Source organism: Parabacteroides sp. merdae-related_45_40 (assembly GCF_001915675.1).
The window spans coordinates 1-24,712 of sequence record NZ_MNQY01000057.1; the positions used below are offsets into that span (position 1 = coordinate 1).

Annotated in this window: 16 protein-coding genes, 1 tRNA gene and 1 pseudogene; 9 read left to right on the forward strand and 9 right to left on the reverse strand. The window is 43.5% G+C overall.

Going from position 1 to position 24,712, the window contains the following annotated elements; translation table 11 throughout:
• Both BHV83_RS09440 and BHV83_RS09445 read right to left on the reverse strand, forming a co-directional pair.
• A partial coding sequence (locus BHV83_RS09440) for a sensor histidine kinase (protein WP_286757436.1) occupies window positions 1-1,631 on the reverse strand: 1,631 nt, incomplete at its 3' end.
• Between the two features lie 99 nt (window positions 1,632-1,730).
• A complete protein-coding gene (locus tag BHV83_RS09445) occupies window positions 1,731-4,121 on the reverse strand; it encodes a TonB-dependent receptor (RefSeq protein ID WP_286757437.1) in 2,391 nt (796 codons plus the stop codon).
• A gap of 80 nt (window positions 4,122-4,201) precedes the next feature.
• On the opposite strand from BHV83_RS09445, the gene mnmC2 reads away from it, so the two are divergent.
• A complete protein-coding gene (mnmC2, locus tag BHV83_RS09450) occupies window positions 4,202-4,882 on the forward strand; it encodes a tRNA (5-methylaminomethyl-2-thiouridine)(34)-methyltransferase MnmC2 (protein WP_122204685.1) in 681 nt (226 codons plus the stop codon).
• Here mnmC2 and trxA read toward each other — a convergent pair.
• Complete coding sequence (gene trxA, locus BHV83_RS09455) at window positions 4,877-5,191, reverse strand: thioredoxin (RefSeq protein WP_005637649.1); 315 nt, start codon at window positions 5,189-5,191, stop codon at window positions 4,877-4,879. The two genes, mnmC2 and trxA, sit on opposite strands and share 6 nt — an antisense overlap.
• Window positions 5,192-5,259: 68 nt before the next feature.
• Window positions 5,260-9,060, reverse strand: coding sequence for a DNA polymerase III subunit alpha (dnaE, locus tag BHV83_RS09460; RefSeq protein WP_122205946.1), 3,801 nt, complete (start codon window positions 9,058-9,060; stop codon window positions 5,260-5,262).
• 127 nt (window positions 9,061-9,187) lie between these two features.
• On the opposite strand from dnaE, the gene BHV83_RS09465 reads away from it, so the two are divergent.
• The 5 genes from BHV83_RS09465 to tsf all read left to right on the forward strand — a co-directional run bounded on the left by BHV83_RS09465 (window position 9,188) and on the right by tsf (window position 13,126).
• Window positions 9,188-9,817, forward strand: a complete 630-nt coding sequence (locus BHV83_RS09465) for a porin family protein (RefSeq protein WP_005637646.1) — start codon at window positions 9,188-9,190, stop codon at window positions 9,815-9,817.
• Window positions 9,818-10,148: 331 nt separating this feature from the next.
• On the forward strand, window positions 10,149-10,604 hold the full coding sequence (gene rplM, locus BHV83_RS09470; protein WP_005637644.1) for a 50S ribosomal protein L13: 456 nt from the start codon (window positions 10,149-10,151) through the stop codon (window positions 10,602-10,604).
• A gap of 5 nt (window positions 10,605-10,609) precedes the next feature.
• On the forward strand, window positions 10,610-10,996 hold the full coding sequence (rpsI, locus tag BHV83_RS09475) for a 30S ribosomal protein S9 (RefSeq protein WP_005637642.1): 387 nt from the start codon (window positions 10,610-10,612) through the stop codon (window positions 10,994-10,996).
• 141 nt (window positions 10,997-11,137) lie between these two features.
• A complete protein-coding gene (gene rpsB / locus BHV83_RS09480) occupies window positions 11,138-11,980 on the forward strand; it encodes a 30S ribosomal protein S2 (RefSeq protein ID WP_122205945.1) in 843 nt (280 codons plus the stop codon).
• Between the two features lie 156 nt (window positions 11,981-12,136).
• Window positions 12,137-13,126, forward strand: coding sequence for a translation elongation factor Ts (tsf, locus tag BHV83_RS09485; RefSeq protein ID WP_005637638.1), 990 nt, complete (start codon window positions 12,137-12,139; stop codon window positions 13,124-13,126).
• A 109-nt stretch (window positions 13,127-13,235) separates the two neighbouring features.
• Here tsf and BHV83_RS09490 read toward each other — a convergent pair whose 3' ends face one another.
• From BHV83_RS09490 to BHV83_RS09505, 4 genes are all read right to left on the reverse strand, one after another.
• Window positions 13,236-14,429, reverse strand: a complete 1,194-nt coding sequence (locus BHV83_RS09490; RefSeq protein WP_022322360.1) for a pyridoxal phosphate-dependent aminotransferase — start codon at window positions 14,427-14,429, stop codon at window positions 13,236-13,238.
• Between the two features lie 25 nt (window positions 14,430-14,454).
• A complete protein-coding gene (locus BHV83_RS09495) occupies window positions 14,455-15,672 on the reverse strand; it encodes a bifunctional 3,4-dihydroxy-2-butanone-4-phosphate synthase/GTP cyclohydrolase II (RefSeq protein WP_005637634.1) in 1,218 nt (405 codons plus the stop codon).
• Between the two features lie 26 nt (window positions 15,673-15,698).
• Window positions 15,699-17,636: an LptF/LptG family permease gene (locus tag BHV83_RS09500; protein ID WP_022322361.1), complete on the reverse strand. Its 1,938-nt coding sequence runs from the start codon at window positions 17,634-17,636 to the stop codon at window positions 15,699-15,701.
• 101 nt (window positions 17,637-17,737) lie between these two features.
• Window positions 17,738-18,121: an START-like domain-containing protein gene (locus BHV83_RS09505; RefSeq protein WP_022322362.1), complete on the reverse strand. Its 384-nt coding sequence runs from the start codon at window positions 18,119-18,121 to the stop codon at window positions 17,738-17,740.
• A 199-nt stretch (window positions 18,122-18,320) separates the two neighbouring features.
• Between BHV83_RS09505 and BHV83_RS09510 the strand changes: the two genes are divergently transcribed.
• Window positions 18,321-18,394: transfer RNA gene (locus tag BHV83_RS09510), tRNA-Met, on the forward strand.
• A 481-nt stretch (window positions 18,395-18,875) separates the two neighbouring features.
• Here BHV83_RS09510 and BHV83_RS09515 read toward each other — a convergent pair.
• On the reverse strand, window positions 18,876-19,799 hold the full coding sequence (locus BHV83_RS09515) for a FimB/Mfa2 family fimbrial subunit (RefSeq protein WP_286757438.1): 924 nt from the start codon (window positions 19,797-19,799) through the stop codon (window positions 18,876-18,878).
• Window positions 19,800-20,856: 1,057 nt separating this feature from the next.
• Here BHV83_RS09515 and BHV83_RS21755 point away from each other — a divergent pair.
• Window positions 20,857-22,911, forward strand: a pseudogene (locus BHV83_RS21755) (response regulator).
• Between the two features lie 412 nt (window positions 22,912-23,323).
• Window positions 23,324-24,592, forward strand: a complete 1,269-nt coding sequence (locus BHV83_RS09530; RefSeq protein ID WP_119216011.1) for a fimbrial protein — start codon at window positions 23,324-23,326, stop codon at window positions 24,590-24,592.
• Window positions 24,593-24,712 lie beyond the last annotated feature (120 nt).

The following is a 24,712-nucleotide window of genomic DNA, read 5'->3' on the forward strand; positions in this document are numbered from 1 at the left end:
ATGACTTGTGCCAATCGGTTCTTGTCCGACATGATGATGCAATAAGGCATTTTTTCGACAAAAGAAATCTGTACCCCTTCGGGTGCTTTTAGGCGGGACGATTGCTCGATATCGGATAATAGGGCGTTGATGTCTATCTCAGAGTCGATAAATTCCAATGTGCCGGCCTCGATTTTGGCTACGTCCAGGATATCGTTGATTAGTTGTAGGAGCAATTCATTGTTGCTGCTGATGATATTGATATATTCATTCCGTTCCTCTTCGTCCTCCGCCATGGTCAGCAGGTTGGAGAAACCGACAATTGCATTCAGCGGCGTACGGATCTCATGGCTCATATTGGCCAGGAAAGCCGATTTCAAACGGTCGGATTCTTCTGCCTTGTCTTTGGCTTTTCTCAGTTCTATTTCGTCTTCTTTCTGTTTGTCGATCAGGATCAGTAATTTATTTTTCAGCTTGCTGGTGCGCAGGTAAAAGTAAAGCACCATGATCAGGAACAGTAACAACACGATTGCGACCAACAATAGGATTTCAAATTTATATTGGACGAATAATCCCACCTCGGTATTAATAAATACGGAATGAGGAGGCAGTTCTTTTGTCGAGATGTGCCGTTCTTTCAGTTTCTTGGCATCGAATGTATATAGGTTCGGAATTGTTTCCGTGTCCAATTTTTCAGGATGTTCCTTTAAAAGGTGGAGAGCCTGACGGGCCAGATCTTTTCCTATGGAGCGGTATTGGGGTATACAGCCTCCGATTGCCCAATGCCCCAGCCCGATGGAAGTCAGTGAAAATGCCGGTACTTTGGGATTTGCCAACATCATGGTGTAAGTTGCGTTGCCGACATAGTATCCGTCATTGACATCTACACGCCAGGTTCCCAGAAGAATGATGCTTTGCGGGGGTAACTGCTTGATCTCCTCGATGATGTTATAGATGTCGTTCTTACGCCCGTCCAAAGGGATGAAGTCTATCCCCTTTATTTTGCCGATTTCCTTTTTTACCAGGGCTTGGAGAGAAATACCGCCATAGCTGTTGTCTGTGATAAGGGCAAAATGTTTGGTACTCGGATACAATTTCCGGACCAGTTCTATATTGGCTTTGATATCATAGTTGTAGACGAATCCAGCCAGGTTTCTTCTCTTGTTTTTCAGGTCTTCTACATTTACACTTTCGGGAGTCCATTCCGCTACGTTTATATTACTGTCAGGTAATAAGACGGCATTTCGGCTGACCATGCCGCAAAGTATCGGAATATCTCGGATTATGCTGTCATCTTGAGAAAGGTAGGAGGCCCATCCTTCTTGTCCGAGTATAACGATCAGGTTAGGGCTGTTTTCTCCCTGATATTTGTTCAGCAGTTTACGCATTCTTTCCTTCCAGAGGGGAGCTTCGGGCAGGCTTTTGCAGTTCATGTTCTCGATTACGACAGGCGAGTTTCCCCCCTGTTTCTTATACTCTTCCATGAATTCGGAAATATTTTGCGTCGTATTGCGTGTGTCGGGATTGTAAGAACTGATGATCAGGATAGGGTTATTTTCATCAGCATGGACCCGGCATGTGAAGAGTAGGCATATGACAGTGAAAAAAAATAGCCATCTGTACATTACTTTGTAGTCTGATGATTTGCCCATTAAGTAAATTTTATTCTAAACTCCCAAATAGATTCCTTTTGAATCCCGCATGCAAAAATAGGAATTATTTGGTATAAGCTTGCATAAATCAACACTTTTCTAAAATTCGATCATAAGTCCTATGCTGGGTAATAGGGTCCCGGTACGTCGTTCTACAGGTTTTAGTTCATATCGTTGTTGGTCGAGAGGTGCGTCCGGATTTAGGATTTTACCTGTTTTGATATACACATCCTGTTCTTTATATTTGGAATTCAGAATATTCTGAATGTCAATATAGGCCCCCAACATGAACTTTTTCAGATAGAAGGTCTTGTCTATCCGGATATCCAGTTGGGTGAAAGGTTTTAACCGTTCGCTGTTGAAGCGGCTGTAATCGTAATAGAGACTGCCGCTGGCGTCCCAAGCTTCGACCAGGCTACTTTTTTCAACATCGTAAGGGGTATAGGGCGCACCGCCCACAACTCTTAGTTTGGCTCCGATATCCCAGTTTTTAGGCAGTGCGTAGGTCCCGCTGAATGTAAAGAGATGGCGATTGTCCCAAGCTGACGGAATGTATTTTCTGCTCCCGCGTCCATCCTTGAATTCGCTCCGTACATAGGTGTAAGAAGCGATAAAAGTCAGCCCTTTATAATTATACCACCGTCCGGTAAGTTCGAGGCCGTATGCTCTTCCGGTGGCAGTCGAGTTGACTGCTTCGTTTCCTAAAACCCCGTAGTCCGTACCTTTGGAGGCGAGTGGAATGCTATCGACTAATGACATCGGGTATTGGTCGTATTTCTTGTAAAAACCTTCTGCCGAGAATTTCAGATACGAGGAAGGGCGATATTCCAGTCCGAGTCCTGCCTGGTCGCTTCGGATATAAGTCAGGTGGTTGGCTTTATTCAGGTAATTACCTTGATTGTCTTTGAATCCTAGAACCGTGTAAGGTGGCAATTCGTAATATCTGCCGATGCTTCCGTTCAGATAGACCGCTCCAAACAAACGGTAGGAAAGGGAGAGACGGGGCGAGAGTTGATCCAGGAGGTTGTTCATCTCCGGCGAATAGTCGTTGGCATCCGCCCGTACTCCTAAAGAAGCGGTGAAACGCTCGTTGTCGCTTTCGTATATGGCTGTGGCATAAAGCCCCCATTTCAAAAGTCCTAGATCTGTGTGATAGTTGATCACTCTGGGGATCGTGGTGAACTGTTTCTGGTATGTACGATTGGTGTAGGTCGCATATTCGAGGTTTCCGCCGACATTCAGCCGGAAGAAAGGAAAACGGAATATATTTTCACTGCGCAGTTTATTTTCGATTTCGTCCGAACGGTAATTGAGAGTCAGGTTCTCTTCCGAACTTTCGTCATTATCCCTGTATTTGATATTCTTATTGTTTAACTGGCTCCGGCTGACAATTAGCGAATAGATGTTTTTGCCAGAGTAATGTTTGTAAACAGCTCCTAATGTGTATGTCTTTTGCTTGACCACCGGCAGGTAGGCTAAGATATACTGGTTCTTTTCACTCATGTCTTCCATACCGGTGTTGAGTTTCATGTCGTCTATGGCTCCCAATCCCAGAATAGCCAGTTCGTTTTTCCGGTCGAATGTATGTTTCACTTTGAATTGTGCGTCTGTGAAGGTCGGCAGGAAAGGCAGCCCGATCATGTCGAACAGGAACTGAAGGTATGAACGGCGAATAGACACTTGGTAGGTCGTCTTCTTGCCGGCCGGTCCGTTGGCAGAGAATCCGATATCCGAAGCTCCTATCACTCCCCGTAGGGAGAATTTTTCTTTGTTTCCGTCCTGCAACTTGAAATCAAGAACCGAGCTAAGAGCGTTTCCACGCGCGGCAGGATAGGCTGCAGAGTAGAAATCGACTTCGCGTATGAAATCTGGGTTAATGATCCCGACAGGACCTCCGGATGCTCCCTGTGTGGAGAAGTGGTTGATGTTCGGTATTTCTACGCCATCGAGAAAGAAACGGTTTTCAGACGGTCCTCCTCCTCTGACCATCAGGTCGTTTCGGAAAGCAGCCGTAGATGCCACACCAGGAAAAGATTGCACGACCCTGGATATGTCCCGGTTTCCTCCGGCACTTTTCTCGATCTCTTTGAACCCGATCACGCGCAGTCCGAGCGGACTTTCTGCCGTCTTGCGGAAAGGAGAGGCGACAATGCTCACTTCTTGCAGGCTTTCACTACTTTCTTCCAGTTCGATCGGAAAAAACATGTCCTTGTTGGAAATTCTGAATTCAGCCGTAACTGTTGGTTTATAACCGATAAAGGAGGCTTGCAGGCGATAGCTTCCGGGAGAGACTCCGGTGATCTCGAATTGGCCGATCGAATCAGTGACAGTCCCTTCTATCGTGTTCCAGATGACCACATTGGCGAAGCTAACCGGTTCGCCGTTGGCGGCATCTTTTACAATCCCTTTTATTGAATATGTTTGTTGGGCCTGCATCATTTGTAAACCCGTAAACATCAAGAGTAAAAGAAAGATAAATTTTTTGGTCATCTTTGATTCTTGTTATGGTTACAAAGGTATATAAAAACCGGGATTAAAAACTTACCTTTGCAGGCATATTATAGAAATACATGCAGAACGCAACGAATCATATCAAACGGGAATTGCAACTGACGGCGGATGGGAGCCATACGCTTTTTATCCCTGAAATGGACGAACACTACCATTCTGTGAACGGCGCCGTGCAGGAGTCGCGCCATGTCTTTATTGAAGCTGGGTTACACCATCTGGAACGGAAAGAAATCGTCGTTCTGGAAATAGGTTTCGGTACTGGGCTCAATGCCTTCTTGACTTTGTTGGATGCCGAGGTGCATCAACGGAAAATACATTACTATTCGGTTGAACTTTATCCGCTTGATATGGACGTGATCGAGAGCCTGAATTACGGCGAAATGATCTGTGCCGGACGGAAAGATGTTTTCCAAGCCTTGCATCAGGCGGAATGGAATGTTGCGGTCCAGGTTACGGATTTCTTTGGACTGCATAAAATACAAGGAGACAGTAATACGTGTGTTTTGCCGGATCGGATCGACCTGGTCTATTTTGATGCGTTCGCTCCCGATAAGCAGCCGGAGATGTGGAATCAGGAAATCTTCAACCGACTGTATGCCCGCATGACCGGAGGCGGTGTTTTGACAACCTATTGTGCGAAAGGTGTCGTCAGACGTATGATGAAAGAAGCCGGATATTCTGTCGAAAGAATACCCGGCCCCCCAGGAAAACGCGAAATGCTTCGCGCTATTAAATTATAAAAGAGCTTCTATTTTAGATACGAATGTAGTTTTAGGAGCAGCACCTACCTGTTTATCTACAACCTTGCCGTCTTTGAAGAAAAGAACGGTCGGAATATTACGGATGCCAAATTGTGCAACCACGTCGTTGTTGTTGTCTACATCCATTTTGCCGATAGTAACACGGCCTTCATATTCGGTAGCCAGTTCATCGATGATCGGACCAACCATGCGGCAAGGACCACACCATTCAGCCCAGAAGTCAAGGACCATAGGCTTACCAGAGTTTACCAACTCTTCAAAATTTGCATCTGTAATTTGTAGTGCCATATCTTTAATTATGAATTATATATTCGAATTTTGTGCAAAAGTACAAATTCTTTTATACCATACAAATACTACCCGTTAATTTTAAAATCCATATTCTCGTTCGTTTGCAAGAATTCGACTAGGTTGCGTGTGACATTAAGCCGTATGTTTTGTGAGAAAAAATTCTGTATGACATTATGTTCGCCGTCAACCACCTTGAAATATAACAGGCTCTGACCCGGATTGTTTTTAATCAAGGTCGACAGTTCGTTTATGGTCGGTTCGTCCAAATCGTGGATCGGGACCGTAATACTGATCTTTTCGATCAGGCGGTCTTTCTCTTCCTGCAGCAATTGGATGGCTCCGATAGATAAGCTAAGGCGACCTGAATTGTAGCGGTCTTCCACACGCGCCTTGATCAGCAGGTACATGCCGCGCTTGCCGAATTTGCTGTAATCGACGTAATCTTTACCGAATAATGCTATTTCGCCGCTACCGGTAAAATCTTCTATCTTGATAATGCCGTAAGGATTCCCTTTTTTGGTCATCCCTTCGCGGAAGTCCGTAACGATACCGCCGAACAGCAAGTCTTTGCCTACCAGGTTTTCCTTGTCGTTTATTTCCGTCATGCCGGTATTACATACATATGTCAGTATAATGCGGTATTCATCCAACGGATGGGCGGAAAGATAGATACCGACCAGTTCTTTTTCTTTATTCAGGCGTTCGAGGTCGCTCCAACGTTCACATTTGGGAATCTCCGGTTTGGCGATGGCGATAAAAGCATCTCCTCCGAACAGGGAATTGGTAGCCGTGCTCTTGTCTGTCTGGAACTTATTGCCATAGCGAACCAGTGTTTCAAGGAATATTTCTCCTTTTCCGGTTTCGGCAAAGAACTGTTCCCGCTGGATGCCGAAATTGTCAAAAGCACCGGCTAATGCCAGCGATTCGATGTTTTTCTTGTTGCAGGCAGTCAGGTTGACACGTTCCACAAAATCAAAGATATCTTTGTACGGACCGTTTTTCCTCCGTTCTTCAATGATATTCTGCACGGCGGCTTCGCCGACACCCTTCACAGCACCCAGACCGAAGCGGATGTTCTTATTCTTGTCCACACTGAACTTCAGGATCGATTCGTTCACGTCCGGTCCGAGCACCTGAATGCCCATCGCCTTACATTCGTCCATGAATTTCGTGATATCCACAATATTCGATAAACTTCGGCTCAAGACGGCAGCCATATACTCGGACGGGTAGTTCGCTTTCAAAAAAGCTGTCTGATAGGCTACCCATGAGTAGCAAGTGGCATGGCTCTTGTTGAAGGCGTATGAGGCGAATTTTTCCCAGTCGGACCATATCTTCTGCAAAGTTTCTTCCTTGTAACCATTCGTCTTTCCACCCGCCATGAATTTGGATTTCAGGTGGTTCATCTTTTCGATCAGCTTCTTACCCATTGCCTTACGGAGGGCGTCACTCTCGCCACGGGTGAAGTTCGCTAACAGACGTGACAGAAGCATGACCTGCTCCTGGTAGACGGTGATGCCATATGTGTCTTTCAGATACCGCTCCATGACGGGAATATCGTACTTGATTTCTTCTTTTCCCTGTTTACGGGCGATAAAGGAAGGAATATAATCCATAGGTCCCGGACGATACAGGGCGTTCATCGCGATCAAGTCTTCGAATTTAGACGGTTGCAGTTCTTTCAGGTACTTCTGCATACCAGCGGATTCAAACTGGAAGGTACCTGTGGTTTTCCCGTCGCAATACAGTTTGTAAGTTGCCGGATCTTCCAGACTGATATGGTCGATATCCAGGTCATGGCCGGTCGTCAGCCGGATGTTTTCAATTGCTTCCTTGATGATGGACAGTGTTTTCAGTCCTAAGAAGTCCATCTTGATCAAACCGGTCTCTTCGATCACCGATCCTTCATATTGGGTGACGAGCATCTCTTCACCGGTATCTTTGTCCTTGGCCGTACTGACAGGTACGACATCCGATATATCGTAACGTCCGATAATGACGCCGCAGGCATGTACACCTGTGTTGCGCACGTTACCTTCCAGCATTTGGGCATATTTCAAGGTGTCGCGTGCCAGCGGGTCGTTTCCGGTAGCCGCTTCTTTCAGCTCCGGCACATAATTGATCGCATCCTTCAGCTTGAACTTCTTCATATCCGGAATCTTGTCCGGAACGAGTTTGGCGAGGCGGTTCGATTCGGCAAGCGGAAGCTTCTGTACACGTGCGACATCCTTGATGGCCGATTTGGTCGCCATCGTACCATACGTGATGATATGCGCCACACGTTCGGCCCCGTATTTTTCCGTTACCCAACGGAGTACTTCCCCGCGGCCGTCATCGTCGAAGTCGGTATCGATATCGGGGAGGGAAATACGGTCCGGATTCAGGAAACGTTCGAACAGCAAGTCATATTTGATCGGGTCGATGCGGGTGATCCCCAGACAGTAGGCAACAGCCGAACCAGCTGCCGATCCACGGCCGGGACCGACCGAAACGCCCAGTTCTTCGCGGGCGGCCCGGATGAAGTCTTGCACGATCAAGAAGTAACCGGGGAACCCCATCGTCTTCATGATGTGCAACTCGAAGTTCAGCCGCTCCTTGACTTCGTCGTTCAGATCATCTCCGTAGCAAATCTTTGCCCCGTCGTATGTGATCTTTTTCAGGTAGTCGGCTTCCAGTTTGATGCGGTATAGTTTTTCGTAACCGCCTAATTTTTTTATTTTGTCGTGTGCGGCCTCTTCACTCAGGACAACGTTTCCGTTTTCATCGCGGGTGAATTCGTCGAATAAGTCCTGTTCGGTGAATTTCTGGCGATATTCTTCTTCCGTCCCGAAATCTTCCGGGATGGCGAAGGTCGGCATGATAGGACCGTGGTCGATGGAGTAGAATTCCACCTTGTCGGCTATTTCCAGTGTGTTGCTGAGGGCTTCAGGAATATCAGAAAAGATGGTATTCATCTCTGCTGTCGTCTTCATCCATTCCTGTTTGGTGTAGCGCATACGGTTCGGGTCATCCAAATCTTTACCCGTACTAAGGCAGATTAGGCGGTCGTGAGCTTCCGCATCTTCCGCATTGACGAAATGAACGTCGTTGGTCGCGATAACCTTGATATTGTGTTTACGCGCCAGTTCCAGAATCGCCTTGTTTGCCGTAACTTGGTGGGGGTATACATCTTGTGCGGCGTTCGGGTCATGTGTCTCGTGCCGCTGTATTTCCAGATAGTAATCTTCTCCGAACAGGTTCTTGAACCAAAGGACCGATTCTTCGGCCTTGTCCATCCGTCCGTTCAGGATATGCTGCGGAATTTCCCCACCGATACAGGCAGAGCAAATGATCAGGTCTTCATGATATTTTTCCAACAACTCCTTGTCGATGCGCGGACGTCCGTAAAATCCTTCCGTCCAGGATAAGGAAACCATCTTGATCAAATTTTTGTAACCGTTCAGGTTCTTAGCCAGCACGATCAAGTGCCATCCGCTTCGGTCGTTCTGTGAAGCAAGCTTGCTATGCCGTCCGTTACGGGCACAATAGCACTCGCAACCAAAGATCGGTTTGAATATTTTTTTCTTCTCTTCTTCGATCTTTGCAGGTATTTCTTCAAGGCGGGCTTGCTCTTCGGCGGTCAGTTCCGTTTTACTTTTCAGCTCTTTCAGTTCTTTTTCATAGTCCTTGATGGCTCCTAACGGCTTGCCGTTTTTTTTGGATACCTTGTTGAAGAACTCTTTTATTCCGAACATCACACCGTGGTCAGTGACGGCAATCGCCGGCATACCATCCTTTTGCGCTTTGTCAATCAAAGCGTCGATCGATGCTTGTCCGTCCAGCAGTGAATACTGGGTATGTACGTGCAGATGTATAAACGGTTCCATATGGGGTCTTAATCTTTTTTATTTCGGCCTATAAAGATACGGGTTATTTTATAAATTTATTCTATCGGCTGCAATAATCCGGTTGAAAAACTCTATCTTTGCTTTTAATAACTCAGAGATTAGCAATATGAGAAAAATTATATTTATCGCCTTTTGGGCAATGTTGATGATTATGCCGGCTGTCGGTCAAGTTACTTTCGGCGTGCGTGCGGGTGGTGCTTATTCTTCTCTGGTGCAAAAAGTTGAAGGGACATACAATGCAGGTGCCCGTTTTGGTTTCAGCTTGGCCGGACTTGCCGATATACATTTATATAAGGGCTTGTCTTTGCGTCCCGAACTGGCGTTTGTGAACCAAGGTGGTTCTTTCTACTCTAATCCGCAGGTGGAAGGGGCAAAGAATTCTTTCAATAAATGCAGTTACTATTCTATCCAGGTTCCGGTGAACTTGGCTTATACCTTTATTATAAATGATGTGCAGTTGGGCGTTTATGCCGGTCCGGCTCTCGACTTCTCTCTTTTTGGAAAGATGAAAACTGAAAACCAGAACGTCGATATCCATTTCGGCCAGACCAAGGAGGCTGATCTCAAAACATTTGATCTGGGTGTCAATGTCGGCTTGCGTGTGGATTACAGTCGCTACTTCTTTTCCGTCAGCGCCCTTTGCGGCACACTGGATCGTCGCGCTATAGAACGCGAAGGCGAATCTTCCCTCTATCAGAACAACGTGACGTTGTCGTTGGGGTATATGTTCCGGTAAATATTTATTACTCCGGCATACTGAAAACGAGATGATCCTTCTTTGTCATTTAGACGGAGAAAGGATATATTTCTTGATGTAAAATATTAGATGCTTTTTATGTCCGGTCTATAGCATCTTTTTCCTGAATTTGACCTACTTGTGTAAATTCTTTCTACGAAAAGTTTTGTGTTTTGCAGAAAAACCGTACCTTTGCAAGCCGAATATTATCAAAATTGTACTAAGAGTTTAATTTTTAGCACGTTGTTACGTCAAGTGTCCGTGGTGACAGCGCATGCGAGGATTGGATTCTTGTTTTTTAGAGTTATTAATTTATTAATTTTTTAAGCAAGTGGATACTTTAAGTTTTAAGACCATTTCTGCAAACAAAGCAACTGTAAACAAAGAGTGGGTCATTGTTGACGCCGAAGGACAGACTTTGGGACGCCTTTGCGCAAAGGTAGCGAAGCTTTTGCGTGGTAAGTACAAACCCAATTTTACTCCGCACGTTGATTGTGGTGATAACGTAATTATCATCAATGCAGACAAAATCGTTCTGACAGGTAATAAGTGGAACGATCGTATTTATTTGAGATATACCGGATATCCCGGTGGACAGATCGCTTATACGCCGGCTGACTTACAGGCTAAAGGTGACGACCGTCTGTTCCGTAAAGTAGTAAAAGGTATGCTTCCGAAGAATCGTCTGGGTGCTAAACTGTTGAACAATCTGTATGTATATGCAGGAACAGAGCACAAACACGAAGCTCAGCAGCCTAAATTAATCGATATAAACTCATATAAATAATCACAATGGAAGTAGTAAATGCAATAGGAAGACGTAAGGCAGCAGTTGCTCGCGTATTCGTAAGCGAAGGTACAGGAAAGATTACTATCAACAAACGTGATCTGGCTAATTACTTTCCTTCTACAATCCTTCAGTTCATTGTTAAGCAGCCGCTCGCAAAGCTGAACGTTGCAGAACAATATGATATCAAGATCAACCTCGATGGAGGTGGCTTCAAAGGACAGTCTGAGGCAGCTCGCTTGGCTATCGCCCGCGCACTGGTTAAGATCAATCCGGAAGACAAATCCGCTCTTCGTGCAGAAGGTTTCGTTACTCGTGACCCGCGTGCTGTTGAACGTAAGAAACCGGGACGTCCTAAAGCTCGTAAGAGATTCCAGTTCAGTAAACGTTAATCTTATTTGTGAGTCCCTTACAAGTATAGCAAAGCGTTTAGTATCTAAATTATCAGGATTCTTTTTATATGCTGACATACAGGAGGACTACCTGATGATTGAGTTAAACAAAAGAAAGTAAACGATTTTAAGAAAAAAACAATGTCAAGAGTTAATTTTGATCAGTTATTAGAAGCTGGCGTACACTTCGGACACTTAAAAAGAAAGTGGAACCCTGCAATGGCTCCTTATATCTTCATGGAGCGTAATGGTATTCATATCATTGACTTATATAAAACAGTTGCTAAAGTAGACGAAGCAGCAGAAGTAATGAAGAACCTTGCAAAACAAGGTAAGAAAGTACTTTTCGTTGCTACTAAAAAACAAGCTAAACAGGTTGTCGCTGATAAGGCTTCTTCTGTAGGTATGCCTTATGTTATCGAACGCTGGCCGGGTGGTATGTTGACCAACTTCCCGACTATCCGTAAAGCTATCAAGAAGATGGCTACTATCGATAAGATGACAAAAGATGGTACATTTGATAATCTTTCTAAGAGAGAAAAACTTCAGATCACTCGCCAGCGTGCTAAGTTGGAAAAGACCTTAGGTTCTATCGTGGACCTGACTCGTCTTCCGTCTGCTTTGTTTGTCGTTGACGTAATGAAAGAGCATATCGCAGTTCGTGAAGCTAACCGCTTGGGTATTCCTGTATTCGGTATGGTTGATACAAACTCCGACCCGAACAATATCGACTACGTGATTCCGGCTAACGATGACGCTACAAAATCTGTAGAAGTTATCTTGGGGGCTATCTGTGAAGCAATGAACGAAGGCTTGCAGGAACGTAAAGCTGAAAAGATCGATACAGAAGCTGCCGGTGAAGGCGAAGCTCCTAAAAGAGAACGCAAAGTTAAAGCTGCTGTAAAGAAAGAACGTACTAAGAAGGAAGACGACGAAGCTCTGAATGCTAACGTTGCTGACAAATTCGCTAAGGACGAAGAGTAATTCAATTGACAATTGAAAATTGACAATTGAAAATTAAGAGAAACATAAAATGAAACGATGGGCAATTGGCTTTTGACTTGAATTGTCAATTGTCCATTGTCCATTGTCCATTGTCAATTAATAAAGTAAATATTTAATAAATAAGAAAATAAGATTATGGCTGTAACTATGGCTGATATTACCAAGCTGCGCAAAATGAGTGGAGCTGGTATGATGGACTGCAAGAAGGCTTTGACCGAATCTGATGGTGATATCGAAAAGGCAATGGAAATTATCCGTAAAAAAGGACAGGCTATTGCTGCTAAGCGTTCTGACCGTGAAGCTGCTGAAGGTTGCGTATTGGCAAAGAAAGATGGCGAATTCGCTGCTATCATCGCTTTGAAGTGCGAAACAGACTTTGTGGCTAAGAATGAAGATTTCATCGCACTGACTCAGGCTATCTTGGATGCTGCTGTGGCTAACAAGTGCAAGACTCTGGACGAAGTGAAGGCTTTGCCGATGGGTAAAGGCACTGTACAGGATGCTGTTACCGACCGTAGCGGTATCACGGGCGAAAAGATGGAATTGGACGGCTATAACGTAGTGGAAGGCGCTTATACCACTGTTTATAACCACATGGGTAAGAATCAGTTGTGTACGATCGCTGCGTTTAATAAGGAATCTGAAGAAGCTGCTCACAACATCGCTATGCAGATCGCAGCCATGAACCCGATCGCTATCGATGAAGCCGGTGTTCCTGAATCTGTAAAAGAACAGGAAATCCAAGTGGCTATCGAGAAGACTAAAGCTGAACAGGTACAGAAAGCTGTTGAAGCTGCCCTGAAGAAAGCTGGAATCAACCCGACACACGTTGACAGCGAAGACCATATGGAAAGCAACATGGCTAAAGGCTGGATCACGGCTGAAGATGTTGCCAAAGCAAAAGAAATCATTGCTACTGTTTCTGCTGAAAAAGCAGCAAACTTGCCTCAGCAGATGATCGAGAATATCGCTAAGGGGCGTCTTGGCAAATTCTTGAAGGAAGTTTGCTTGCTGAACCAGGAAGATATCATGGATGGCAAGAAGACTGTAAAAGAAACAATGAAGGAAGCTGATCCTGAATTGCAGATCTTGGCATTCAAACGCTTTACTTTGCGTTCCGAATAATTTTGCTACGGCAGTTTGAAATAAAAAAGGAGATGTTTTCAAAAAACATCTCCTTTTCTGTTTTTAGACACGGATTTCACGATTGTGAAATCCGTTTATATCCGTAGGTTTATTTTAAAGCAGCCAAAGCCTCTTTGATACGTTTGATAGCTTCCACGATGTTTTCATCGCTGGTAGCGTAACTCATGCGGATGCATTCGGGGGCACCGAAAGATGTTCCGCCAACGCAAGCTACATGGGCGACTTCTAACAAGTACATGGCTAGATCATCTGCATTCTCGATCGTGCGTGTACCGTTGGTTTTGCCAAAGTAATAGCTACATTTGGGGAACAGGTAGAAAGCTCCTTCCGGCTGATTTACTTCGAATCCCGGAATCTCTTTCGCTAAGCCGACAATCAAGTTGCGGCGGCGTTCGAATGCCTGGCGCATTTCTTCGACCGGTGCTTGTGAACCTGTGTAAGCAGCTTCTGCCGCTTTCTGGGATACGGAGCATGGTCCGGAAGTATATTGTCCCTGCAATTTGTTTACTGCCTTTACGATCCATTCCGGTCCGGCAATGAAACCGATACGCCATCCGGTCATGGCATAGGCTTTGGAAACACCGTTGACAATGACAGTACGGTCTTTCATTCCGTCCATCTGTGCGATGCTGTTATGTTTGCCGATATAGTTGATATGTTCGTAGATCTCGTCTGCAATCACGATGATTTCCGGATGTTTTTTCAGGACTTCGGCCAAGCCTGCCAATTCTTCTGCACTATAGACCGAGCCTGTAGGGTTAGACGGGGAGCAGAGGATCAACGCCTTTGTCTTCGGTGTGATAGCCGTTTCCAACTGTGCCGGAGTGATTTTGAAATCCTGTTCGATACCGGCCGCAACGATTACTGGTGTACCTTCGGCCAATTTTACCATTTCCGGATAGCTGACCCAGAACGGAGCCGGGATAATCACTTCGTCACCCGGATTTACCAATACCATGATTGTATTACAAACGGATTGTTTGGCACCATTTGCGCAAGAAATCTGGTTGGCTGTGTATTCCAATCCGTTTTCGTTTTTCAGCTTGGCAACGATGGCGTTACGCAAGGCCGGATAACCAGCGACGGGAGAATAACGAGAATAGTTTTCGTCGATAGCTTTTTTGGCAGCATCCTTAATAGGTTCGGGAGTATTGAAGTCGGGTTCTCCGACACTTAAGTTGATAACATCAACTCCCTGAGCCTTTAATTCACTGCTCTTCTGGGACATCGCCAATGTTGCGGATGGCGACAAACTTGCTAAACGTGCTGATACTTGTGTCATGATAGTGTTATTATGTAATTATGAATTATTTGATATTGTGCAAGACGTGTCCCATACGTTCCTTTTTCGTTTTCATGTAGAATTCGTTGTAAGGATTCGGAGCGACTTCGATAGGAACGTTTTCTACGACTGTCAGCCCGTATGCTTCCAGTCCGACACGCTTGACGGGGTTGTTGGTCATCAGGCGCATCTTGGTGACTCCCAAATGGCGCAGGATCTGGGCACCGACGCCGTAATCGCGTTCGTCTGCCTGATGTCCGAGATGCAAATTTGCATCGACAGTGTCCAAACCGTCTTCTTGAAGTTTATAGGCTTTCATCTTTTCCATCAGTCCGATGCCGCGTCCTTCTTGGTTCAGGTAAACGATTACTCCTTTGCCTTCTTGCTCGATACGTTGCATTGCTTTGTGCAACTGCTCGCCACATTCGCAGCGCATGGAGCCGAAGATATCACCGGTTGCACAAGAAGAATGTACACGGACCAAGATCGGTTCGTCTGGTTCGAACCTACCTTTTATCAGGGCAATATGTTCCAGTCCGTTGCTTTTTTGGCGGAAAGGGATCAAGCGGAAGTGGCCATACTGGGTGGGCAGATCAACTTCGACGCCATTTTCTACGATCGATTCTGTTTTCAAACGATATGAAATCAGATCTTTGATACAGATGATTTTGATATCGAACTTCTTGGCGACCTCGATCAGTTGGGGCAGGCGAGCCATGGTCCCGTCTTCATTGATGATTTCGATCAGTGCGCCAGCCGGGTATAAACCGGCAAGGCGTGCCAGATCAACAGCTGCTTCGGTATGTCCGGCACGGCGCAACACACCACGTGAACGGGCACGAAGCGGGTTGATATGTCCCGGACGGCCCAGGTCGGACGGTTTGGTTTTCGGATCGGCAAGCGCCAGAATAGTTTCTGCACGATCAAACATCGAAACGCCGGTTGTACAGCCACCTCCTAATTTATCAACTGTTATCGTGAAAGGAGTTCCTAGTAAAGAGGTATTATTTGCAACCTGCATGTCCAGTTCTAATTCCTGACAACGTTCTTCCGTGATCGGTGCGCACAATACGCCACGACCGTTTTTCAACATGAAGTTTACTTTTTCAGGAGTTATCTTTTCGGCGGCAATAATAAAATCACCTTCATTTTCGCGATCTTCATCATCGACTACGATTAAGAATTTTCCTTCTCGGAAGTCTTCAATAGCTTCTTCAATGGTGTTTAATTTGATTTCGCTCATATATTATTTTACTTATATTTCTTATTTTACAAAGATACAGGTAATTTTTCAATTATATCAATCAGTTCATAGCTTGTCTTTTGTACCATCTTGATATCGTGCCGTAAAAGTTTACGCTGATACGTGGCAAGCAGATAAACCGGGAATCCGATCGGGAAAAAGAGGCTGATTGCCAGCCCGGCTTTTCCATTTATTTTTGCATTTGTCTGGTTGTAACCGTTGATGACCGGATAGTCCATCAGTTTGTTCAGAACCAAGTTTTGGTCCGAATTAGACAATTCTTCGATGATCCCGTCCATTTTTACTGCTAATTGTTCGGCCGTATGGTCACGACCTCCCTGTTTCCAGAAGAGAAAATAGTTTGTCCATCGTTTATGGGCGGCTAAGTAGGCATTGCTTTCTTCTGCCAACTGTTTCAGGCGGAGAATGATTTGCCCGTAATCCGGATTGAACATGATCACCTCTTTCATTTCAACTTTTCTGCCCGAACGTTTTCCGAACAGGTTTTTTAAGGCATTCAGGTATGTGTCGGCATTCAGGATGACGGAGTCGTTGACCGCTTTATAAGTCAGGAAGATACCTAACGGAGCCAAAATTGCGGAACTTAGCCACATCCCTTGCCATGCTTCCCATACGCCGTCGCGCGCCATTTTGAAACCGATATTGTCAATGATGTAATAGAAAATAAACAGTATGACCGAAATGACGACCGGCATCCCCAATCCGCCTTTACGAATGATGGCTCCCAACGGTGCGCCGATAAAGAAAAAGACCATGCAGGCGAAAGACAAAGTGAACTTCTTGTGCCATTCCGTCAAGTGGCGGCGTACCCTGTAAGCTTCGTCTCCGATAGTGGCTGCTTTGAAGAAGTAATCAGCCTTCATATTTTCTATGCTCGATTTCGCACGTGTCAGGATAGTTGCCTTCTTTCCGGGATTTTCTGCCTGATAGAGACTGTCAAAGTTCATGACAATTACCGGCTCGTCCGTTTTGGGCGTCTCTAGTGTCGTTTTTGTATCTGATTTTTCACTATTCGAATCATCCTTTACGTTATTCTGCTTTATGTCTTGCGGCTTCTTTAGTGTCTTTTTGTATGAGGTTTCGTAAACATTTTTGGCGTTGACGTTTTGTATGCTGTCTAAGCGTACGGAAACAGAATCGATGAAGATTTGTAAATCATGCATGTTTTTACCCATAAACTGGTTTTGCATGAATGATTCGTCCGTCCGTGAAAAGTTGGCATCAAATTCGATCAGGATATCCCGGCTTTTGAATGTCTCCCTTTGGTAAGGAACGGAACTTTTTGTACCTGCGGTACTCGGTTGCTTGTCCAGGCTTCTAAAGGATTCTCCATTAAATAGGGAAAGGACTAAGAACATTTTGTCTGCCGATGTCTTCAGGCGTCCCGAATCTGCGACCATCACGCTTACTTTGTTGAATCCTTCAGAATAATCATAGATCATCATATCGCGAAGGAGCCCCGTTTCAGTATCCTTATGCTTCACATATACATTAAATCCAGTGATTTCGCTGTAAAAAACCCCTTCAGGAATATCTAGCTCCGGCGATTTCTGCCGCATAGACCAAAGTAGCGTGTAAAGTTTGACTTGTACGACAGGCATGGCATAGTTCTGGAAGAAGAAAGCCCCGATACTTATAATACTGATGGTGATGATTAGCGGGCGCATGATATGGACAAGTGAGACACCCGCCGATTTCATAGCCAGTAATTCCAATCGTTCGCCAAGATTCCCGAAAGTCATAAGCGAGGCAAGCAAAATAGCCAGTGGTAGTGCCATCGGTACGAGAAATAGGGCGGCATACATAAACATTTCCGCCAAAACAGGAATCCCCAAACCTTTCCCGACCATGTCGTCAATGTACCTCCACAGGAACTGCATAAGCACAATAAACAGACAGATGCCGAAGGTCATCAAGAACAACGGCAGGAAAGTCTGCAGCATAAATGTGTATAATCGTTTTATTTTCAACATTGCTTATCCGGTTGACGGCGCAAAAGTAGTGAAAAAACGATATGATCGCTAACAGAAATCACTAAAACAAGCTAAATACCGAGTGTACGTTTCAGTTCTTCTACTTGCGTGTCCCATAAATCGATAGAATCCTTTTTTTCATCTTGTTCGGCAAAATCCGTTATTTGTAAAGAAGTCGATCCTGTTAATTCATGGCTGTGGATCTGGAATTCGAAATAGGCATTTTCATCCTCTTCATCCATCCAACGGTAACGGATGCTCATTTCCGGTTTTATAGACAGCACTTCCGCTTCCTGTTCGGCTTTGTTCCATTTAAAAACATATATGCTACCATTGATAATAACATCATCGGCGAACCAAGCGGATAGTCCTGGAGGAGTTGTGAGGTGATTCCATAAGCTTCGTCGTGAAACTTTATCGAAAATGTATTCGATATGAAATTTCTCTTTTTTCATCTTTCATCGTGTTTATTGCGCAGCAAGATAATAAAAGAATTGATATTTGCCAAATCTGTTCGCCAAAAAAAACAACTCTGAATTAAGATCTTAACAGGAAGCTTTCAAAATAATTGAAATTTTTTTCATGAAAGTGTTGCACAATATAAAAATAAGCTCTACTTTTGCAGCGTCAATCAAGAAAATGATGACATTTGATGGCGAGATAGCTCAGCTGGTTAGAGCGCATGATTCATAATCATGAGGTCCCCGGTTCAATCCCGGGTCTCGCTACAAGGAAAAAGACTTCGTAAACGTTTGGTTTACGAAGTCTTTTTCCGTTTTATCTGGTAATCAAAAACAAGAAAAAAGTCCAGGTTTTCTGTTCTTGTCAAAAAGAAGCAGAGAGCCTGGACTTTTATGATAATTATGTAACCTCACGGTTATATTAATTAGGTTTGCTTGCAGAATTAAGGGATTCGTGCAAACAGAGTATAGGGTAAAATTTCACAAATTGTATTGTGTTATTTCTTGCTACAAAGTTACGCTATCAATAGTGTTTATATGCGTGGCAAAAATATCATACGGGCATTGTACTCATATCATTCGTGATAATGTAAAATGCTTGTAATCAGATGAAATATTTATTAACGATTGTATTTGTATCATATTGGCTGGTATTCCTATCACGGAGGATCGCATATTTATAAAAAGTGGTGCACACTCGGAATAATCCGAATGTGCACCTATTGCATATAAAAAATTGAGGGTCGAATTATCCGACTGTAACATACTGAATAACAGTACCCCATTCTGAAATGCTAATATTGATATTGTTGCGGGAAAGGTCAAAAATGATATTTGTTTGTTCTCCTTCGTTTGCAGCCACGTTTTCTGAATTTTTGACATTTTCGGAAGAAAGAACTAAAACGTCATCTCTGTAAAGCTCTATAGTCATATTATCAGCCGGTAAAATGGAGAATGTACCTGTGGTTAGGTTGCCATTATCATTTAAAGTAGCTGGAATAATATATCCGATATCATTGCCTGTCAATTCACCATTGCAGTTGAATGAGCTTTTAGTTCTTTTGATTTTGTAATAATAATTGCCTTCTTTGGAGTCAAATACCTTTAAAGCACCTTTTGTCAAGATCGACATGGAAGACACCTTGCGTTCGATCTTTAATTCCTGCGAAGTTGCTTTTGTAGAAGAACGATGTAGAACGATTTGTCCATAAAACAAGTCTCCCGGCAGATTGTTTGCAACGCCATTATTGTGTTTTAGGCTCACTTGCAGGTCTGAGATGACGTTTGCCTGGTTCATATTGCTGATTTCTTCGCTATTGCTTGAAAGGCCTGCCCAAGCGATGACGGTGATCTTGTCGGATCCCGGACAGTTTATTTCGACCGGCTTAATCTGTAAAAGATAATCATTGTCCACTGTGATTTGTTTGTAGAAATCGTTATTTTCATCGAAAACATACAGTGTAGTGCTTTTTACGTCCCCTTTGGCAGTGATGTCCGAATTCTCGGAGTATGCTTTCAAGATTATGGAAAAAGGTGCTTCTGTTTCCAGTGGAACTCTTTCATCTATGATTGAAATGGAATCACCATCGGAAGAGCAACTTGCGAAAGATAGAATAACGGACAATGTCCAAATAGAAAACAAACAATTTGTGAAAATTTTACCCTTTTTCATGACCCTAATTTTTTTTATATGCTAATTAAAACCCTATACTCCGAAAGAACATTTGTAAGGTTAAGACCCTCATCAAAACCTTCGTTTCTTTTTTTCGATAGTGCAAATGTATCATTGGTTTTCGAATAATACAATAATTCTGTATGTAAAATATGTTAAACGAATCAAAATGGTTGGAGAATATCTCTTTATGAGGGTTGTTTGTCTCATTTTTGCATGGTAAAGGTATTAATTATCATTCGTTATTGAAAGGTCTACCACTTTTCTAGAGGCAGGTAAAGTGTCATGAATGTGGTTGATTCTGTCATGACTCGGATTTTGTTTTTAGATTTACCATTTCGCTGGTAAATGTATCAGCTGAGATAGGTGAAACTATTGGTTCTCCCTTGAAGTTGGTGATTGCCTATGTTGATAGGTTTTCTGAATATTCATAATATAATGCCCCTTCTATGTCGTGTATAAAATATGTACGTGCATAAAACAGGCAAAAAAAGTGGCGCACACGCGGAACAATCCGGATGTACGCCTATGCATATAAAAAATTGAGGGTAAAATAAATCAAATGAAATATTTTATTGATGGACAACTCATTTAGAGAAGCTTGTTTTGAAAAGTTTCCGATACTATGAGTATTGATAATTAATGATTGTTTGTATGAAACAAGCTGCATTCTATAATACCTTAATTTGGAACCGATAAGCCTCGTCTGAATCTCTGTCCATTATTTTTGTACAAAAATAAAATGTCTTTTTCTGTTCTACAATAATACGTGCGTAAAAGATGTTAAACGTGTCAATGTGTAGGTATTCGTGTCATGTTCTGATGGGGAAGAGTTTTTTGATGCCCTATTTTTAATTGCGTCTATCGGATGAAATTTGGATGCTGTCATGTTTTTGTAACGATTTTGTATGTTTAAAAATATATGATTATCATGATATTTTTTGAAAAATAGTTGGTGTTAAATATCTCGTAAGAAAAATATTTTTGCCATCTTTGTCGTTCAATGCTGACGATGAGTTTTGATTTATAGAAGGATATATAATAAATGCATATAAATATGAAGAAAAAATCTCTGTTCAAGAGGGTGAGTGGAGTATTGACAGGTGTTTTTTTCAGTACTTCATTTATCTTGGCTGCCAATGAAAACGGACAACTATTCGGAAGTGAGACATTGATTGTGGTGGTTGCTCTACTGCTTTTATTTGTCCCCCTGTTTCTTTATGTGAGAAAATTACATTCCAATATGAATGATCGCTCGGATCGGATCATCAAGGAAAACGCCGCACTTGAAAGTTTGAATAAAGAAATCAGCTCCCGAAACGAAGAAGTGAATACCCGCAATGAAGAACTTGATTCCCGGAATAAGTCGTTGGAAGGGCAAATCGAGCAACAGGAAGAAAGATACCGGGTTTTACGGGAGCAGAATGACGATTTGGCGAAAGCCAATAGTGATTTGGTCCGGAAGAATAACGAACTGGAGTTGGTGATCTCTACATTAAACAATAACAAGAAAGAGTTGGAGCAGCTCATCGTAACCAAGATTAAGGAAAACGACATGATCCAGCGTGAGGCTGCCGACAAGCTTGCCGAAGCGGAAAAACGCCTGAAAGACGCTGAAAGCATCAACGACAACTTCTTTATCGAGACGATCCACGAAATGCGCACCCCGCTTTCCTTAGTGTTGGGTTCTCTTGCCTTGGTGGTGCAGAACGACGATCCGGAGAAAGATATGTCTACCCAGTTGCTTTCCGCTTATCGTAATACACTTGCCATGCAGGACTTGGCGGACCAGTTGATCGGTACGCACCGTTCGAACGATGTCGCCAATTATTTGCGCATCGCCCGTTACGATATGGTCGAGATTGCCCGCCAGATCTGCGATATCTTTGTCGATTGGGTAGCCATGAACAACATCGATTTCCGTATCAACACGCAGACGCCCGCCCTTTGGGTCTGGATGGACCGCCGCAAGATGGAGTTCGCTCTGCGTATGTTACTGTCGAATGCCTTCAAAAATACGTTTGTTTATGGGAAAGTGACACTCGATATATCTGTTGTAAATGAAAACGGAAAAGCCTACAGCGCACTGGTTGTGACAGACGAGGGGTTGGATGAAGACGAAAGTACACGCCGCGGCTTGAAGTAGATCATGGACATGGCTGATGCGATAGGCGGTATGTACCGAAGCGAGTCGGACAAGAACGGCACTTCCTACATAATCATGATCCCGCTTGGCAAGCAGCATCTGTTGGACCGTCGTGTCGAGTTTGTGGAACCCGAATCCGACCTGGTCAAACTGAATGCCCGCCAGAAAGAAGAGATCGCCGAACTGATCCATGTGATTCCGCAAAAGAAGGAAACCGGAAAGAAACTCCTTGTGATTGACGACAGCGACCAGATACGCTGGTTCCTGAAGCATGTCTTTAATAAGGAATACCAGATATTGGAAGCCCGCAACGGCCAGGATGGGATAAACGTCGCTTTGAAAGAAGAGCCGGACCTGATCCTTTGTGATGTCATGATGCCGGTGAAAGACGGCTACGAGACCTGCCGTGAGATCAAGAACGATCCCAAGATGGCGCAGACACCTGTCGTGATGTTGACAGCCAAAGTCGAGAGCGAAGATGTGATTACCGGTATCGAAGCGGGTGCTGACGATTACATCACGAAACCTTTCGACGTGGAAATCCTGCGGAGCAAGATCAACAGCCTGATGAAGAAGCGCGACGATATGAAACGTTACTTCTCTAATTCTTCTGCTGCTTCGCACAATGAAGAAAACACGCTGTCGACCAACCCGTTCATGGATGCCGTTGTCAAAAACATAGAGAAACACCTCGATGACTCTACTTTTGAGGCAAAAGTGCTGGCAGACTCATTGAATATGAGTCTGCCAACCTTGTATAGGAAGATTAAACAATACTCAGATCTGAGTATCCTTGAACTGACACGCAACATAAGGCTGAAAAAAGCCGCCGAACTGCTTGCCAGCCAGCAATACTCCGTACAGGAAGTCGCCGAAATGGTGGGATTTAACGATACGGCTACATTCCGTAAACGTTTTACCGAGCAATACGGAGTTACACCTTCACAATACGGAATTCCAGCTTAAGGCTGGACATTCCGTCTTTCCGGACAATTAGTCGTACTATATTCCTCTCTTATTCTTGTTCTATAATAAGATGTAAGCACCATAAAAACTGAAAATATCTCAAAAATAGGTGCAAATAAATCAAAATAGTCACTTAGAGTTTTACCGATTATATTTGAGAGTCACGCCCCTAATGCGTCTTTACTTTTTCTCCCACCTTTGCAATGTCGAAAGACGATAACCCGAAACGATGAGACAGATAAAGATAATATTATAAATGGTATCAATAAATATAGTAAAGATAGTTAGCCGATGGGAAGTATAGGACAACATAAAACACAACAATCGTTCCGAACAACTCAGCAAGCTATAGGGTAAGAAAAATAAAGATCATTATATAAACGAATTTATTAACTTTTTAATTTTGAAAAATATGAAACTAAGAAATTTAATGTATGCAACAATGATTGCATGTGCGTTCGCTTCGTGTTCGAATGATGATGTGCCGACTCCGGATAACGGTAATCCTGATGCGCAGGGTGGGACAAGTTTGACCGTGAAGTTTGACAAAGCAGCTGATACAAAAGCATCTGGTGATATTACGTCTTTATCCATGTTGGTTTTTAATGCAGATGGCAAACTGGAAGTTGTCGGAACTAAAGTAAATACACCTGCTGTGGAAGGGGGAAGTGATGCCGTTGCTCATGCTGAATTGACTGCTGGTGTTAAAGAGGTGGCTTTGATTGCCAATTATACAGTACCAACAAATTTGATAGGAGAAACAAAAGAGGAGGTTTTTACTGCTTTAAATAAAACGTTTGATTCTGAATTGGAAGTTGGTGCAGCTCTTACAATGAACAGTAAAATCTATACTGGTGTGGTTGTTGCTGCTGAAAAGAAGAATGTATTTGGTTTCACAACTGAGCCTACTGGTTATGTAAATGTAGAAGGCTTGTCTGACAATGATTTGAAAAAACCGGTGAAATTGTATCGTAACGTGGCTAAAGTTGTGTTGAATAAAATTTCTGCGAAAGTGACAACTGATGAAAATAAGCCTAAATATTCAGATCCTCAGTTGGATCTTAAAGAAATCTTTATTCTTCAGGGACATAAGAAAACTAATTTGATGGGTGAGGACTGGAAAGAATATGGATCTACAAATGTAGAAAATGAATGGTATAGTGCTTATGAGCATACGACTGATTGGCTTAACAAGGATGACAAGTATACGCTTGTTGATAATCCTACTGTCCCAGATGGGACTCCGTCTTGGATTAAAACAACTATCACTGGTACAGTTACAACTTCAAATGCTTATGAGACAGTAAACAGTTTTTATGTGTATGAAAATACAAATTTAACCAATAGAACACTGTTGGTTGTGAAAGGTGACTTCTCTTATAAAATCAATGATACTGATCGTAAAACAGAGAGCGATCGTTATTACACAATCGCTTTAGGTGAAAATTTCCAAGTGTCAGCTGGTGAAAGCAATGTCGCTTCTGAGCTTTTGACTCTGCGTGGAGTAACAGGAAATGATGGCAAATACAATGGTTTGTATCGTAACTTGCAGTATGATTTGACTTTGACAGTTACAGGACCGGGCTATCAGACTCCTGGTGGTGGTGGCGATCCTACAACGCTGGATGTACAGTGCGTGGTTGTTCCTTTCGGGTATGTTAGTCAAGATGTTGAAATCTAATCATCATTTATAAATATAGAAAAGGGGCTGTCCAAAAAGTCGGATAGCCCCTTTTGCTATTGTTTATTTCGGTAAAAAGTATTATCTTACCGTTGCAAAAACCAAACATTATAGCAATGG